Annotated in this window: 13 protein-coding genes, 4 tRNA genes and 1 pseudogene; 7 read left to right on the forward strand and 11 right to left on the reverse strand. The window is 38.1% G+C overall.

Annotated features, from left to right (window positions below; translation table 11 throughout):
- Nucleotides 1-589: 589 nt before the first annotated feature.
- From EAL04_RS06000 to EAL04_RS06035, 8 genes and pseudogenes are all read right to left on the reverse strand, one after another.
- Entirely contained in the window at nucleotides 590-1972 is a 1383-nt protein-coding gene (locus EAL04_RS06000; RefSeq protein WP_120973989.1) for an MFS transporter, read from the reverse strand.
- 252 nt (nucleotides 1973-2224) lie between these two features.
- Nucleotides 2225-3911: pseudogene (locus EAL04_RS06005) on the reverse strand (DUF262 domain-containing protein).
- 73 nt (nucleotides 3912-3984) lie between these two features.
- A complete protein-coding gene (locus EAL04_RS06010) occupies nucleotides 3985-4698 on the reverse strand; it encodes an amino acid ABC transporter permease (RefSeq protein ID WP_120974046.1) in 714 nt (237 codons plus the stop codon).
- Nucleotides 4682-5452: an amino acid ABC transporter substrate-binding protein gene (locus EAL04_RS06015; RefSeq protein ID WP_120973991.1), complete on the reverse strand. Its 771-nt coding sequence runs from the start codon at nucleotides 5450-5452 to the stop codon at nucleotides 4682-4684. Before EAL04_RS06015 ends, EAL04_RS06010 begins: the two co-directional genes overlap by 17 nt.
- A 64-nt stretch (nucleotides 5453-5516) precedes the next feature.
- The gene (alr, locus tag EAL04_RS06020; protein WP_120973993.1) at nucleotides 5517-6650 is read right to left on the reverse strand and encodes an alanine racemase; all 1134 of its coding nucleotides are present in this window, start codon (nucleotides 6648-6650) and stop codon (nucleotides 5517-5519) included.
- Nucleotides 6651-6656: 6 nt separating this feature from the next.
- A complete protein-coding gene (locus tag EAL04_RS06025) occupies nucleotides 6657-8009 on the reverse strand; it encodes an alanine/glycine:cation symporter family protein (RefSeq protein ID WP_120973995.1) in 1353 nt (450 codons plus the stop codon).
- 40 nt (nucleotides 8010-8049) lie between these two features.
- On the reverse strand, nucleotides 8050-9282 hold the full coding sequence (locus tag EAL04_RS06030) for an NAD(P)/FAD-dependent oxidoreductase (RefSeq protein ID WP_120973997.1): 1233 nt from the start codon (nucleotides 9280-9282) through the stop codon (nucleotides 8050-8052).
- A gap of 22 nt (nucleotides 9283-9304) precedes the next feature.
- Complete coding sequence (locus tag EAL04_RS06035) at nucleotides 9305-9682, reverse strand: RidA family protein (protein ID WP_000665788.1); 378 nt, start codon at nucleotides 9680-9682, stop codon at nucleotides 9305-9307.
- Between the two features lie 314 nt (nucleotides 9683-9996).
- Between EAL04_RS06035 and EAL04_RS06040 the strand changes: the two genes are divergently transcribed.
- From EAL04_RS06040 to EAL04_RS06065, 6 genes are all read left to right on the forward strand, one after another.
- Nucleotides 9997-10071 (forward strand) — tRNA-Gly (locus tag EAL04_RS06040).
- 41 nt (nucleotides 10072-10112) lie between these two features.
- A tRNA-Leu gene (locus tag EAL04_RS06045) sits at nucleotides 10113-10199 on the forward strand.
- Between the two features lie 53 nt (nucleotides 10200-10252).
- A tRNA-Cys gene (locus tag EAL04_RS06050) sits at nucleotides 10253-10327 on the forward strand.
- A 48-nt stretch (nucleotides 10328-10375) separates the two neighbouring features.
- Nucleotides 10376-10463, forward strand: a tRNA-Ser gene (locus EAL04_RS06055).
- A gap of 129 nt (nucleotides 10464-10592) precedes the next feature.
- Complete coding sequence (locus EAL04_RS06060; RefSeq protein ID WP_120973999.1) at nucleotides 10593-12074, forward strand: Na+/H+ antiporter NhaC family protein; 1482 nt, start codon at nucleotides 10593-10595, stop codon at nucleotides 12072-12074.
- A 324-nt stretch (nucleotides 12075-12398) separates the two neighbouring features.
- Entirely contained in the window at nucleotides 12399-12761 is a 363-nt protein-coding gene (locus EAL04_RS06065; protein WP_000953806.1) for a hypothetical protein, read from the forward strand.
- A 404-nt stretch (nucleotides 12762-13165) separates the two neighbouring features.
- Here EAL04_RS06065 and EAL04_RS06070 read toward each other — a convergent pair whose 3' ends face one another.
- Genes EAL04_RS06070 through accD form a run of 3 tightly spaced genes read right to left on the reverse strand, consistent with a single transcriptional unit; the run spans nucleotide 13166 to nucleotide 15524 of the window.
- A complete protein-coding gene (locus EAL04_RS06070) occupies nucleotides 13166-14179 on the reverse strand; it encodes a LapA family protein (RefSeq protein ID WP_078259053.1) in 1014 nt (337 codons plus the stop codon).
- 9 nt (nucleotides 14180-14188) lie between these two features.
- Nucleotides 14189-14641, reverse strand: a complete 453-nt coding sequence (gene rlmH / locus EAL04_RS06075) for a 23S rRNA (pseudouridine(1915)-N(3))-methyltransferase RlmH (protein ID WP_001943019.1) — start codon at nucleotides 14639-14641, stop codon at nucleotides 14189-14191.
- Nucleotides 14642-14654: 13 nt separating this feature from the next.
- On the reverse strand, nucleotides 14655-15524 hold the full coding sequence (accD, locus tag EAL04_RS06080) for an acetyl-CoA carboxylase, carboxyltransferase subunit beta (RefSeq protein WP_120974001.1): 870 nt from the start codon (nucleotides 15522-15524) through the stop codon (nucleotides 14655-14657).
- A gap of 80 nt (nucleotides 15525-15604) precedes the next feature.
- Here accD and recO point away from each other — a divergent pair, with 80 nt between their 5' ends.
- Nucleotides 15605-16219, forward strand: coding sequence for a recombination protein RecO (gene recO / locus EAL04_RS06085; protein ID WP_162982511.1), 615 nt, complete (start codon nucleotides 15605-15607; stop codon nucleotides 16217-16219).
- Nucleotides 16220-16223 lie beyond the last annotated feature (4 nt).

The raw sequence follows: 16223 nt of genomic DNA on the forward strand, positions 1-16223 counted from the left end.
ATTACCGCTATAAGCATTCTAAATATTCTGTAGGGATTAGCATCCCTTTAATCCAAAGAAAAGCTAGCGTCGTTTCTAGTGGTAGCGATTACACGAACTCTTTTGTTTTCAATGAAGGGGCTAGCCACTTTAAGGTGTTTTTTAATTATGGGTGGGTGTTTTAAGGCGTGAAAATATTGAAAAGCTTAATCAAGCGATAATTTCATTGTGATGCGCTCCATAGGGATCTAGGGGGGATTTTAATGAGGTTGCAGAAAGGAATTATAATATCCCCCCACCCCCTTAAGAGTTTTACAACAAAATGAAACCTGAAACGATAAGTTTAAAAATCTTTGCAAAAATCTTTGAATATTAAGAATTTCACCACCACCAAAATCCACCAACGCCAAGCGTTAAACCCTTACAACAAATAGCGCTAAAACACCCTATTAAAACTTAAATAATAACGCTTCATTTTTTAGCTTTTTCTCTCTTTTTCCACGAAATTCCTCTATATTTTTAATTCTAGGGTCAATACGATTTTTTTAAAATATGGTTTAATGAAAATCGGCTCAATCTTGGTTGAATGATTCAAAAGTTTGCGCTTCTTTCATGCTGTGGGCGACACTTCGTGTTGGGTATTAGATTTATTATAAATTGGCGCCATTAAAAGCGATGCGAGAAAAGCGATTAAAGCAACCACAAAAATATAAAAACTTAGACCATAACTTTGCAAGCTTTCAAGTGCTGCTATGGCTTTTGCATTCAACCAGCTTGAAAGTTGAGGGGTAAAGCCGGCGGTTATAGCATAGGCTATGTTATAGGCAAAGGAAATCCCACTAAAACGGATTCTAGCGCTAAACACATCGCTCATGAAAATGGGGCAAAAATTCATAATACCCGCGCAAAAGCAGGCTAAAAAGTATAAAACTATAGTATTGACTAAACTTGGCGCGTTAGAATAAAATTCTTTGAAGAATAAAAAGCCAAAAAACCCAAAGGCCACACTAAAAACCATGCAAACTTTGTGCGGTTTGATTTTATCGGCCAAAAACCCGGTTAAAACAATAGAACTTACAATACCAACAAGTCCTAAAATTTGAAAATAGGTTTTTTCAAAAGGAGTGAAATGAAAATTAGGGTGCGTAAGAGTAAAATTAGGAACAAAAAGGATAAAAATCAAAATACAAGCGGTTAAAACCCAAGTGATAAGCATGGAGATTGATATACCAAAGAGAGAGTTTTTAAACACCTCTTTAAGCGGGAATTTGACTAAGGCATCGTCTTGCTTCATTTGCTGAAAAACAGGAGTTTCTTCTAAAAAGCGCCTCAAATACACAGAAATGATACCAAAAACCCCTCCAAGCCCAAAAGCAACCCTCCAAGCCCAATCTTCAACAACAGGCTTGTCAAAAACCATGTAAATCCCAATATAAACCAAACTCCCAAGCAAAATCCCAGAAACTACAGAAGCGGTTAAAAAACCGATATAAGTGTTTTTTTGTCCTTGTGGGGCATGTTCATGGACAAAAACCCAAGCGCCAGGCAATTCACCACCCACAGCAACGCCTTGACAAATCCTAACAAGCACCAAAAAAACAGGGGCTATGTAACCAAGATAATGAGCGTTTTTTAGGCTAAGTCCCATGCTATCAACGCCAAAACCCACCAAATGATCAAAAGTTGGCATCAAAGCGAGCGCAAAGGTTGGGATTACCATCAATAAAATAGAGAGCATGAACATGTTTTTACGACCGAATTTATCCCCAAAGTGGGCCATCACTATACCACCAAGCGGGCGCGCCAGATAACCTGCAGCAAAGATACCATAAGTGTTGATTTCAGACCAAATAGGGCTGAGAGTATTTGGGAAAAAGTGTTTAGCAATGATGCTTGTAAAAAATACAAAGATGATAAAATCATAAAATTCTAAAGTCCCCCCAAGCGAAGACAACCCTAAGGTTCTTACCTCTTTTTTGCCTAAATGTTTTATTGATTATCCTTTCACTAGGCTATCGCCCTTTTAAATTTTTCATTTTGAAACTAAGATTGATAAAATTAATATAGCTACCTTACACCTTAATGGCATTTTTTAGGTAACAAACATTAAATAAAATTTGATTAGCGTTCAAAAAGTGAATCATTCTATATTTTTTATCATTAAGCATCACTTAAACGAGTTTAAATTTTGTTTACTTGTTTTGTCAAAACGCTTTACCCGATTATATCAGCCACGAAAACACTCCTATGAAGACTTGGGTAATAACACTTCCTTTAATTTTTCAATGATAGCTTCTTCTCTTGTTTCACGAAATTCCTTGATATTTTCCCATTCTAATTTTAAATTAGGGTCAATATAATTTTTTCTTTTATACTCTTCTATGGCTTGCTCATTTTTATATTCTTCTTTGAGCCACACCTCAGGGTCTTTATCCTTTTTGGCACTGTTTTCTTGGCCTTCTAAAAGCTGGAGGTTGTATAAATGATTCTCACACTCATAGAAATCTTTATCCAATTTTTTATTTTTTTTAAACTTGGACTTTGGATAAATATGGTCTATTATGAAAAGTGGTGGTTTTGCAGTTCAGGTGTGGGTATAAAATTTGTAAAATAGGAAAGACTCTAGCATGACTACTAGAACACATCAAGTCTTCTATCGCATCGTTAGTGATTTTTAAAGGGCTTGTTTGGTGTTTGGCTAAATTGTGGTTGAATGATTCAAAGGTTTTCACATCCTTCATGCTATTGGCTATGTTGTTTAATTTTGTATCCGTTGAAGGAGTAAAATAACTCGTGATTTGAGCGTTACGGACAAATTTTAGGGCTTGTTCTTTATCGTTCTCATTCATTTTTGAATTTAAAAAATAAAAATAAGCTAAACTGGATAAAATATAAGCTGAACCTAGATAGTTGGCATAACCAAAAGTTTCTAATAGTTTTGTAGCATTATAAATGCTTTCTGTAATTTTTTCCCAATTTTCTTCAATCTCTTTGATATTATTTTTATTAAAATTTTTTAATTCAAAAGTAGTGTCTTTACCAATGAGAAGCAAGCAAGTTTTTAGCACCTGGTCTTGCCCCATGTTTGAAAAGCCTTTGTCTTTTAAAGCATCCACTAGCTCATTCATTTTTTCTCTAATATCGCTTGAAAAACTTGCTGTCAAAATAGACATCAATAAATCAGAATAGCTTAACTTGACCCCGCCGCTATTGACACGGATAAAGATATTTAAAACTTTATTAAGATTTTTTTCTGTTTCTTCAAAAAATGAAATGAGTTGTTTGTCGTGAAAAGCTTTGTTTAGTGTTTCTAATAATTCTGACTCTTCATTACCTAAATTGTGTTCTCTCACATAATTTATAACACTCTTTAATTCCAAAATATCCTCCACCTTAAACCAAAAATGCTTTTTATCGTTTTCAGGCTTTTTGGCATGAAATTCAAACTGGTAATTGTCTTCTGGGTTGTCCATGTTTGGCTGGTGCTTCAAGTTCAAATACAAACGCTTCTCCTCATAGTTTCTAGCCCACTTTTTCTTAAGCGTTCTAGTACCTTTAAGCCCGATATAAAGCGAGGTCAAGCGTTGTTGGCCGTCTAGGACGATATACAAATCATCACGATTGATTTGTTCAATACGGATTTTTTCATTGTGAGGCTTTCGCTCATCGTAATTTGTAATGAATTGATAGAGTTGGAAATTGAGTTTATCGCTATCTTGTTCATCGCTCTTGGCTATATCCTCTTTTTGTAATTTCCAAAATAAAAAAGAGCCGATAGGATAGCCCCTAAGAATGGAGTCAAAAAGTTGCTCCATCTTTTTTTCATCGGCTTTTTGGAGCCACACGTATTCACGCTGAATGTCAGGCAAAAAATAACAAACATTCAATTCATCTACCACTTCTTTAATGGTCTTATCCAAAAACACACCCATGAGAATCTCCTTATTTTGTATTTTATTTAGGCTGTATTATAATCAAATATTAAAGGGATTGGATTGAGCCAACCTAATTTAAGATTTTTTCCACGCGCTTTTGGATCACTTCTAAAACCAAGCAAAAAAGCCAATAAATCAAAGCGGCTTCCAAGTAAATAGGCAAAAAATCATAGCTGGCGTTCGCTTTTTGCTGTGCGATTCTAAAAACCTCTGCGATAGTGACCACAGACGCCAAAGAAGTTTCTTTAAAAAGGCTAATGAAAGTGTTACTCAGGCTTGGCGTGGCGACTTTGAGCGCTTGAAAAAAGATGACATGCCAAAAGGTTTGCAAGTAATTCAAGCCCAAACTCAAGCTTGAATCCCATTGATCTTTAGGGACAGAAAGAAAGCTCGCCCTTAAAGTCTCTGAAGCGTATGCCCCCACATTAAAAGAAAACGCAATAATGCCTGCCGGGATTGGATCCATATAAACCCCAAGAGCTGGCAAACCATAAAACACGACTACGATTTGGACCAATAAAGGCGTGCCTCTAATGAGCGAGACATAGAAATTCACGCCCGCTAATAAAGCCCTATGAATGAAACGTTTAGGGGGCGCGATTTTAATGAGAGCCACCACAATAGCAATCAATAAGCCCAAAATAAAAGAGACAATCGCTAAAGGCAAAGAAATAGAAAAAGCGGCTTTTAGCATGGGGTAAAAAGTCTCTAATAGTAATTCCAAACGCTCCTTGCTCAAATCTAAAGATTCAAAAAACAAAGACAGATTATGGCTGGCTGACATCTTTTCCAAAAAATTGTTCGCCTAAGCGTTTTAAAACCCCTTTGTTGATCAATCTTTGCATCGCCTGGTTGATAAGTTCTAAGGCTTTTTCTTGGTGCTTGTTAATGACAAAGGAAGTGCCCCCATCTTTTTCTTTGGATTCCCATGCGATTTTAAAGGGGCTGTTTTTATGGGTGTTTAGGTAGTTTAAGATCGCTAAAGAACTATTTAAGGTCAAATCGGCTCGTTTTTGTGCCACTAGCAACAAGGCTTGCGCCATAGAATCCACCGAAACGATTTGAGCGTCGTATTTAAAAGCGATTTCCCCATAAGTGGAGCTTAAAGTGTTAGCCGCTCTCAAACCCTTGATGTCTTTAATATCTTTAATGCGGTTTTCATCTTTTCTAACTAACATGATCGTGCCTGAATAGCTATAAGGCAAGCTTTTGTCAAAAGCCGCTTGGCGTTTTTTAGTCGTCAAACTCACCTGGTTAGCGACCATATCAAAACGCCCCGATTTCAAACCTGTCAGCATGATATCCCATGAAGTTTCGTGGAATTTGATTTTCACGCCAAGCTCTTTAGCCAACTCCCTAGCCACTTCCACATCATAGCCGGTGAGCTTGCCTTCTTTATCATGGTAAGTGAAAGGGGGGTAAATGCCCTCTGTGCCAACGCTGATCGTTTCTTTATTGATAAGTTTTTCATACAAGCTAGAAGCGTTCAAAAAACTCCCCAAAAAACTTATTACTAACAAAAATAAAACTTTTTTCATTCTTTAATCAACCCTAATTTTTTCAAGCATTCTAACACAAAATAAAGTTTTGCATGGTTTGATTTTAGATATAGACGCGCTCCAAGCGTTTGGACAAAGTGCTGATAGTTTCATAAGGAATGGTGTTTAAAAGCGCAGCAATCTCGCTTGCATCGTTAGCCTTAGCGCTTTTATCCCCAAATAAGATGACTTCATCGCCCTCTTTGGCTTGAATATTATTGAGTTTGACAAAGCATTGATCCATGCACACCTTGCCAATAAGGGGGGCTAATTGGTTATTGATTACTACTTGAATGCGATTGCTTAAAGCGCGCATTAACCCGTCTGCATACCCTAGAGCTAAAACACCCACTAAAGTCTCTTCATTGGTATAAAAATGCTCGCCATAGCCAATAAATTCGCCTTTTTTAACGCTTCTGATTTGAACGATTTGGGCTTTCAGGCTGATAACATTTTTCAAGATGGTTGGGCATGATTCTTTCATTTCATTAGAGGGGTAAAAACCATAGAGCATGATGCCTGGGCGATAGAGGTTTAAGAAGCGGTTTTCATTCCCGTTACACAAAGAAAGGATACCGGCGGAATTGTAGGCATGGCGGTATTGGAACTCTATTTTTTGATCCAAAAGCTGCTCTAAAAAAGTGTTAAAGGCTTTCATCTGGTTTTTAGCATGGGTTTTAATCTTAGCATCAGCGTTGCTTAAATGCGTGAATATCCCCTCTATTTCCAAGCCTCTTAAAGCGCGGATTTTTTTAATGATTTCTATGCTTTTAAAATTAGGCTCTAAACCCAAGCGGTGCATGCCAGTATCAATTTTAAGATGAATTTTTAAGCGTTTTTTGGCTTTTAAAGCCATTTGGGAAAAAACTTCCGCTTGTTCAAGGCTAAAAACCATAGCGCTCAAATCGTTATCAATCAGCATGGAAGCGTTAGAATTAGGGCTATAGCCTAAAATCAAAATGGGGGTTTTAGGGAAATGAGAGCGCAACTCTAAAGCTTCATCTAAGGCCGCTACCCCTAAATAATTAGCCCCTTCTTGTAAAAAAATTTCGCTTGCCTTAATCGCCCCTGCCCCATAAGCGTTCGCCTTGACAACCGCCATGACACAAGCGTCTTTAGGGACAATGCTTTTGACTGCGCTAAAATTATGCCTTAAAGAAGCGGTATCCACTTCTACAAAACTCGCCCTTTTTAACATGCCATCTTACTTGTTAGAATGCTTGCTAAAATACCAACGAGTTTCAGAATAAACCACTTTATGCAATAAAATCAAAGCGATCAAATTAGGGATAGCCATAAGCCCGTTAGAAAGATCCGCTAAATTCCACACAAAATCAATTTTAGCCATAGCCCCCACCATCACGCTCGCTAAAAAGATCAAGCGGTAATATTTCACTTTTTTTTCACCAAAGGCGTATTCAGTGCATTTTTCCCCATAATAAGCCCAACCAATAATCGTAGAGTAGGCAAAAAAGATCATGGTCAAAAAAATCACTACCGCCCCTAATGAGCCTAGAAAATACTCCGTACTTTTTAGAGTGAGCAAATTAGCGCTTAATTTTTCCCCATTAGGGAGCAAGGTGTTGTATTCTGGCGCCATTAAAATCACGCTCGCTGTTGCCGAACACACCACTAAGGTTACAATAAAAGTTTGGAGCATGGACACTAAGGCTTGGCGCACCGGGTGGCGTGTTTGAGCGCTTGCAGCAATAATGGCTGAGCTCCCCAACCCCGCTTCATTAGAATACAACCCCCTAGCCACGCCCGTTTTTATCATCGTCGCTATCAACGCGCCGCTCGCTCCGCCCACAACGGGTTTAGGGTTAAAGGCTTCTTCAAAAATGAGTTTGATCGCTTGAAGGGCTAAATCAAAATGGCTAACAATAATATAAATGATAGCAATCAAATACAAAAGCACCATAATAGGAGCTAAGTAAGAAGTGAATTTACCAATGGATTTAATCCCCCCAATGACAATGAAAGCGGTTAAAAGAGTGAGCAATAAACCTGAAACCCAAGTGGGCAAGTTCGCTTGTTCGTTCAAAATGGAAGAAACCGCATTAGACTGCGTCATGTTACCGGTGCCAATGCTCGCAATAATCGTAAAAATCGCAAACGCCATGGCGAGTTTGGGCATGTTAAGGCCGTTTTTGATGTAATACATGGGCCCTCCATTGTATCCAAACGCCCCCTTTTCCCTGTATTTCACCGCTAAAATCCCCTCAGAATACTTAGTCGCCATGCCAACAAGCCCGGTAACCCACATCCAAAACACCGCTCCTGGCCCTGCAATGCTGATAGCGGTCGCTACGCCTACGATACTCCCAATGCCTACAGTCGCTCCTAAAGAAAGCATGAGAGCGGAAAATTGCGAAATGTCGCCCTTAGATTGGGACTCTTTGTCAAAAAGGATTTTGATCGCATAAAAGATCTTACTGAATTGCAAACCCCTAAGATAAAAGGTTAAAAACAAACCGGTGCCTACTAATAAGATTTGCATGGGAATCCCCCACACAAAATTGGATAATAAACGCACCACCGAATCAATCGTTTCCATAAAAGCTCCTTAACAAACTAGGGTTTAAAAAAGAAATTCCTTAATCCCTAAAAAATGCAGAAAAAAGCATAATATCGGCATTTTTTTCATTCGCTCCGTCTTGGCTTAAATTGGCGATGATTTTACCAATGGCCGGGCCAAAAGTGATGCCAAGCCACCCCAGCCCTGTCGCATGGATTAAGTTTTTATAGCGTTTGTCATAGCCCAAATAAGGAATATCATTAGGGGTTAAGGGCCTGAAACCGCACCATTCTGTGGCGTCTTTCATTTCAAAAGGCTGCGTGAAAGCGGCTAAATTCTTTTTCATGTTAGCGATTTGCTCTTTGTCAATGAGAGCGTTATTGGTGTTTAATTCTAATTTAGAAGTGATCCTTACAGTGTCTCTTCGTGGGGTCATCGCCATGAAAATATCCGCAAATAAGGAAGAGGTTTTGGGCTTTAATTCTTCAGGCATTTTAAAGGTGATGCTATATCCTTTAGCCCCCATCATTAAAAAATCGTTTTTGGTTTTTTTAATGAGAGTGGGGTTAGCCCCAGTGGCTAGAATGATTGTTTCTGCTTGGATTTTTTCCTTATGCGTGATAACGCCATCAATAAGGTTGTTTTTAAACTCAAAATCAACCACTTCCTCATTATAAAGGAACTCCACGCCAACATTTTGCAAATATTGTTGCAAAGAGCGCATCACTTCGCCCGGATCCACATGCGCGTTTTCGGTCAAAAGCACGCTCCCGCAGATATTGTCATTAGCGATAGGCATGTATTCTTTGGTTTCTTTCACATTTAAAATCTTATAAGCGCCGCTGTTATCGCAAGTTTTAATCTTTTTTTCAAAACTTTCTTCTAAAGTGTAGATCATCAACAACCCATCTTCTTTATACCAAAAATCCATGCCGTCTTCTAGCATTTGATGATACATATCAATACTCAGCCACCCGTAGCGTTCAAATAACGCCATGGTGCGGTGCGTGGACTTAGCGTTCGCACTTGTCATAAACTTTAAAATCCATTGATAGAGCTTTAAATTAAGCCCAAAATGGAATTTTAAAGGGGCTTGGTTTTTGAGCATGAGTTTTAGGGTATCTAACACCACACCAGGGCATGAGAGCGGGGCTTTTTTAAACGCAGAAATAAGCCCGGCATTCCCAAAAGAAGTGCCGTTTGCGCCATCGCTTTTTTCAATCACGCAAACCTTATGCCCTAATTTATGCATAGAATACGCACAAGAAAGCCCTACAATCCCACCGCCGATTACCACGACTTCTTTTTTCATGCTGATAGTCCCTTTAATAAAATTACTTAATGGCTATCGCTTCAATTTCTACTAAAGCGTCTTTAGGCAGTTTGGCCACTTGAAAGGTCGCTCTAGCCGGATAAGGCTCTGTAAAATAACTCCCATAAATTTCATTCACCACCGCAAAATCGTCTAAACTTTTCAATAAAATAGTCGTTTTAACCACGCTATCCATCCCTAACCCTGCTTCTTTTAAAATCGCTTTGATATTTTCCATGGATTGCGTGGTTTGAGAATGAATATCCGCACCTTTAAATTCGCCGGTGCTCGCATCAATGCCTAATTGCCCAGAGACAAAAACAAGATCGTTAGTAGCGATAGCTTGAGAGTAAGGGCCTATAGCCTTTGGGGCTAGCGTTGAATGGATGACTTCTTTCATGATTGAAACTCCTATGATTATGTGTTATGTCAGCTATTATTATGCAATCAAATTAAAAAGAAATAAAAAATGAGCGCAAAACGCCATGAATTTTCATCTTATTATAAGGTATTGTATATTTTTTACCCATATTTAGAAATTCTTAAACGGGTTTTGTTTGAATGGAAACTCAAAACATTATTGTTCATTTTTTAAATAAAAGGGGTTTTGGCTGTTTTGATTGGTTTTAAAATCAGTTTTGAAATTTTTCATAAGCCCTTGACTTTTATTATTGAGTTTAGATACAATAACAATCGTCTTTTTGAATAAAGAGTGCGGGAATAGCTCAGTGGTAGAGCACGACCTTGCCAAGGTCGGGGCCGCGGGTTCGATCCCCGTTTCCCGCTCCATATTTTGATTTAACTTCTAGAGCATGGTTTCTATTTAGTTTGCCCAGGTGGTGGAATTGGTAGACACAAGGGACTTAAAATCCCTCGGTAGCAATACCGTGCCGGTTCAAGTCCGGCTTTGGGCACCATTTTTGAGTGCGATTTGATTTTATTTTTTGAATACGCTAGTGTTAAAATTTAAGGCGACATAGCCAAGTGGTAAGGCATGAGTCTGCAAAACTTTGATTCCCCGGTTCGAATCCGGGTGTCGCCTCCATATTGTAGTCATTTAGGGACTTTTGCAAGGGACTTTTATGAAAAATAGCGGGAGATGGCTGAGTGGTTGAAAGCGGCGGTCTTGAAAACCGTTGAGGGTCATACCTCCGGGGGTTCGAATCCCTCTCTCCCGGCCACTTGATTAAAATCTTTTAAGCGATTTGTTTTGGCAAATTCATCTCTTCTTTTAATTAATAAAGAATTTTGTGAATATTGATTGTCTCTTTTAATTGAAATTTAAAGATTAGTTTAAAGGATTTTATTCGGTGGGATTGTCAGCATCAAGTCTTATTGTTCCTCTTAGCGTTATTTTAATGGTGGTTTTTACTAAAAGAGTTGCGCTCTCGTTATTTGTGGGCATTTTAGTGAGCGCTGTTTTAACGCATTCGTTACACCTTTCCCAACTCGTAGAATATATTTATCATAAAATCACTTCCGTTTTTTACACTTACGAGCCAGAAAAAGGGCTTCATTTCAATCTTTCCAACCTCTATGTTTTTGGGTTTTTAATCTTTTTAGGCGTCTTAAGCCAGGTGATTTTAAAATCCGGTAGCGTGCAGAACTTTGTCAAAAAAGCTAAAAAATACTCTAAAAACGCTAAAACCCCCGAATTTATCGCTTTTTTTTCAGGCATTATTATTTTTGTAGATGATTATTTTAACGCCCTAACCGTGGGGCAAATCTCAAAATCTTTAAACGACGCTCATAACTCCACACGAGAGCGCTTGGCTTATATTATAGACTCCACTTCAGCACCGGTGTGCTTGCTAGTCCCCATTTCTAGCTGGGGGGCGTATATTATGGGGATCATGAATAACGACAGCTCGCCCTTATTAAAAGATAGTTTTTCGGTGCTTGTGCAAAGCTTGAGCAGTAATTATTATGCGATTTTTGCGCTCATTGCAGTCTTTCTCACCATTTTATGGCAAATCAATCTCCCTGGCATGAGGAAGTATCAAAACATAGGCGTGAAGGATTTTTATAGCGAACAAGAAGAAAGCTCTCCAAAATTGGCCCCCTTAAGCCTGTTGCCCCTTTCTATTTTATTATTGATTGCGTCCATTTCATCATTGATTTTTTATACAGGAGTGATCTTAAAAAACACTGATGCGAGTTTTTCGCTCTTTTATGGAGGGCTGTTTTCGCTCATTGTTACTTGTCTTTTAGCTTATAAGTTTTTAGAAAAAGGGAGTTTTTTTAAACTTATTGTTGAAGGCTTTAAGAGTGTGGGGCCGGCGATACTAGTCTTAACGCTCGCTTGGGCTATCGGGCCTGTGATTAGAGATGACGCTCAAACAGGGCTTTACTTGGCCCACATCAGCAAGGGGTTTTTAAATAATGGGGGAGGCGCGTATATGCCTTTAATCTTTTTTTTAATTTCTGGGTTTATCGCTTTTTCTACCGGCACAAGCTGGGGGGCGTTTGCTATCATGCTGCCCATTGGAGCGGGCATGGCTAATGAAAGCGATATTATTTTGATTGTTTCAGCGATCCTTTCTGGGGCGGTTTATGGGGATCACACAAGCCCCATTTCTGACACGACTATACTATCGGCTACGGGGGCAGGGTGTTCGGTGCAAAGCCATTTCATCACGCAACTCCCTTATGCCACTATTGCGATGCTTTGCAGCGCGGTGAGTTTAGGGGTGGCAAGCTTTATGCATTCTCGCTCGCTCGCGCTTGTCATTGGTATGGCTTTGCTTGTAGGGGTGTTTTATCTTTTAAAAAGGTTGTATGGTGAAAACTAAAAACTTAAATTGGGCATTGACCTAAAAATTTAAAAATCCCATTTTTTAAAATTAAAATAAGGTTTTAGCGATCCCTATTGGATTAAAAAAGAGTCTTATCTCATTATCAATCAATTTAAAAAAATTATTCAAAAATAACCATCAATTATAAAAATCTTCACAATTCTCTAAATCGTAACGCTTTTTTAAAAAATACATTTTTTTTAATTTTTTAATCAACCATTAAGGTGTTTTAGGTTAAATTTCCTTATCTGTCAAACATACGGATAATGTTATATCTTAAGGAAAGAAAATGGGGTTAGGACACTAATAAGTTTAGGGATTTTGTTAAGCGTTTTGAATGGCGATGATCTGAGATTGTATTCAAAACCTTTAGTCTATTCGGCTGGAAGTGGGATTATTGGGATTGATATTGACAAACGGACATTTTATAAACGAGCGTTCGTTTTCACGATGAAATCGTTGTTCGGTGAAAACTTGCTTCTGTTTGTGAAATTGAAGCATTCTGCGTTAATGAGCAAACACATGAAAGGGCCTTTGGAAAACCGCCATCATCATTCTTTCACTAAAAATTATGAAAAAGCGGTTAATGGTTGTCAAAAGTATTTCCATATCAAATTGCCTGAAGGTGCTCCTAGCAACTTCAAATCAGGTTCATACATGGCTACTATGGTGGTGCGTTTTTAAAGCTTTATTTGGGGTATTCTTTTAATACCCTTATCATCTTTTTTATCATCTTTTTTTTAAAAACACAAATTTATTTTTTAGCCCTTTTTTAAATCTTCTTAAAACTCTTTTGTTGTATTGATTGAGCAAAGTATTTTTAAAATATAGATAAAATTCATAGAAAATTTAAAAAATAAAAAGGTTCTGTTTTCATCAAAATGGGTTACTAAAACCTTTTATGGTGGTTATAGCGTATTTTTGGCTTTAGTTGTTTCTTTTAGGAGTAGTTTCATCAAGGTTTAAAACATTAGCGTCTTTCCTCTTATCATTTGGCGCTAAAGGCGATCCAATTAGCCCATTCCTTGAATTTTTTGCAACCATCTATTTTTATCTGCCCTAAAAAAATATGAAGCCAAACAAACCCCCTACAAAAACGCTTCTAACTTATAGGCTTTTTTATGCTCTTGTTTCAAATCCATGTAGGCGTTTAAAAGCATGTATTCTTCAAAAGACAAAACCGCTAGATGCTCTTTAGCGAGATCGTTCATTTCTAATTCTAACAACACGAATAAAAAGGCTTTTTGCGCCTTATCGTCTTCTTGGCTTAAAATCTCAAAAAACTGGAACCATTGATCGGGGACAAGAAATTTCTGCGCTTTTTGCGCGAGCTTTAAATAATCGTCTTTATCATAACCCACCTTTTTGCAAAGCTCTGAAATTTTTAAAGTGTCTGTGTTTAAAGATTTTTCAAAAAAGGCTTTTAAAAAAGACTTCACGCACTCTTTATCCAAGTTCTCTTGCATCGCATTCAAAGCCTTTAAAACCTCTTTTTTGTTGCCTTTTTGGGCGATTTCTATAAAAGCGTAGCGGCGTAATTCCAAAGGGATTTGCGCGTTTGTTAAAACTTCAAAGGCGTTTTTTAAATCGTTATGAATGAAAGCCTTCAAGCGTTTAGAAAAATAAGCATGCTCATAAGCTAGGGAATGCTTAGCGTGATCTTTAGGCTCAAGGGTGTTGTTTTCTATATTGTGGTAATGCTTAAAAAGGTTATCCACTTTTTCGCACCCACTATTTGGCGTGTTTAAATCAGCCTTTAAATCATAGCGGGCTAAGATTTGAGAGAGGTTTTTAGCGAGATCGCTTTTAAATTTCGTTTTTAAAAAAGTCTTTTGGGTGTCTTGGGACAGGATTTGTTTGAGCAATTTGTCAAAATCCCTTTTTTCATGGTATAAGCGGATTTTATGGCTGAGATTGTGTTTGAATAAAAAAACCCATGAAAAAAAAGCGAACATGCCCAAAACGCCCATAAGCCATACCGCAATGGGAAGATTAAAGCTGTAGCTCCCTAAATTAAAGGCGTAAGCTTGCGGATCAATACTATAAACAAACACGCCAAAACCCACAATAAACAAAAATGTAAAAATAATATAAAAACGCATGCGTACCTCCTATTTATGGTATGGATGCTTAAAAATAATGCTCAAAGCCCTATAAATTTGCTCGCATAAGACAATTTTAGCCACTTCATGGCTAAAAGTCATCTCGCTCAAACTCCAAGCTTGACAATCCTTTAAAAACTTTTCTTCAAACCCATACGCTCCAGCGATAAAAAAATTAATATTAAGATGATTTTCTAACATTTTACTAAACGCAAAGCTATCGCCCCTTTGAGCTTTAGGGTGTAAAGCAATATTTTTTGCCTTAGGGTTTAAATACGGCTCAAAGGCTAGAGAGTAGCTTTTTTGAGCGAGTTCTTTAGAAACTTTTTGAGCGTTGGCGGTATTTTTAGGGAATAAATCCACTAATTCCAGCTCGCAATCAAATCGCTTGCATTGCTTTTGATAGATTTTCACTAACTCTAGGGGCGAATTTTTAGCGATAGAATACACCACGCAACGCATCAATGTTAAAACTTTAAAAAATCTTTGAAGTCTTATGCATCATCATAGCGATGAGATCGCTCAAAGTTTTCTTCAAATCCTTCCTATGCACAATCATATCAATCAAGCCATGCTCTAATAAAAATTCCGCTGTTTGAAAGCCCTCAGGCAAATCCGCCCCTATGGTTTGCTTAATCACCCTAGGCCCTGCAAAACCTATCATCGCCCCAGGCTCTGCGATGATGAGATCCCCTAAAAAAGCAAAAGACGCGCTAACGCCCCCATAAGTGGGATCGCTTAAGAGCGAAATGAAAGGGAGTTTGGCCTCACTCAATCGGTTCAAGGCCGCGCTCGTTTTAGCCATTTGCATGAGCGAATAAGTGGATTCTTGCATCCTAGCCCCCCCACTCGCTGAAACAATCAGTAACGCTTCTTTTTTGGCTACCGCGCGATTGATCGCTCTTACGATCTTTTCGCCTTCCACAGAGCCTAAACTCCCCCCCATAAAGCTAAAATCAAACACCACGATCTGCAAAGGCATGCGGTTGATTTTAGCCTCACCGCTGATCACGGAGCTTGGGCGGTTAGTCCTTTTTTCGTATTTTTTAATGCGTTGTTTATAGCTCTCTTTATCCACGAAATTTAAAGGATCATTAGACCGTAAGTGCTTGTCAAACTCTTCAAAACTCCCCACATCGCACAAAAATTCAATCCTTTCAGTCGCGTTCATGCGGAAATGGTAATGGCATTTCAAACACACGCTGTATTTACTAAACACTTCTTTATGATACATTAACGCATAACATTTAGGGCATTTCACCCAATGGCTTGGCTGTTCTTCCTTACTTGGCGCTGTCCGCAATTTATTGATCTTAAAATTTTTAAAGAAATCTGCAAATCCCATGTTTTTCCTTAATTTTGCAGTTTTATTAGGATTGTATCCAAGTTTTGCTTATAATAAACCAAATTAGCTTAAGAGTAGTGATGCAAGGGTTTCTTTTACAAACACAAAGCATAAGAGATGAAGATTTGATCGTGCACATTTTAACCAAAAACCAGCTCAAAACCCTCTATCGTTTCTATGGCAAACGCCACAGCGTGCTGAATGTGGGGCGTAAAATTGATTTTGAAGAAGAAAACGATGATAAATTTTTACCCAAATTAAGGAATATTTTGCATTTAGGCTATATTTGGGAAAGAGAAATGGAGCGCTTGTTTTTTTGGCAACGCTTTTGCGCTCTCTTGTTCAAGCATTTAGAGGGCGTGCATTCTTTGGATAGCATCTATTTTGACACTTTAGATGATGGGGCTAGCAAACTCTCCAAACAGCACCCCTTAAGAGTGATTTTAGAAATGTATGCAGTCCTTTTGAATTTTGAAGGGCGCTTGCAAAGTTACAATTCTTGTTTTTTATGCGATGCAAAATTAGAAAATTCTGTCGCTTTAGCGCAAGGGTTTATTTTAGCGCACCCTTCTTGCTTGAAAGCTAAAAGCTTGGATTTAGAAAAAATCCAGGCTTTTTTCCGCACTCAAAGCACGATTGATTTAGAATTAGAAGAAGTGGAAGAATTATGGCGCACGCTGAATTTAGGGTTTTGAAAGG

It is taken from the genome of Helicobacter pylori (assembly GCF_003638305.1).
Lineage (GTDB): Bacteria > Campylobacterota > Campylobacteria > Campylobacterales > Helicobacteraceae > Helicobacter > Helicobacter pylori_DJ.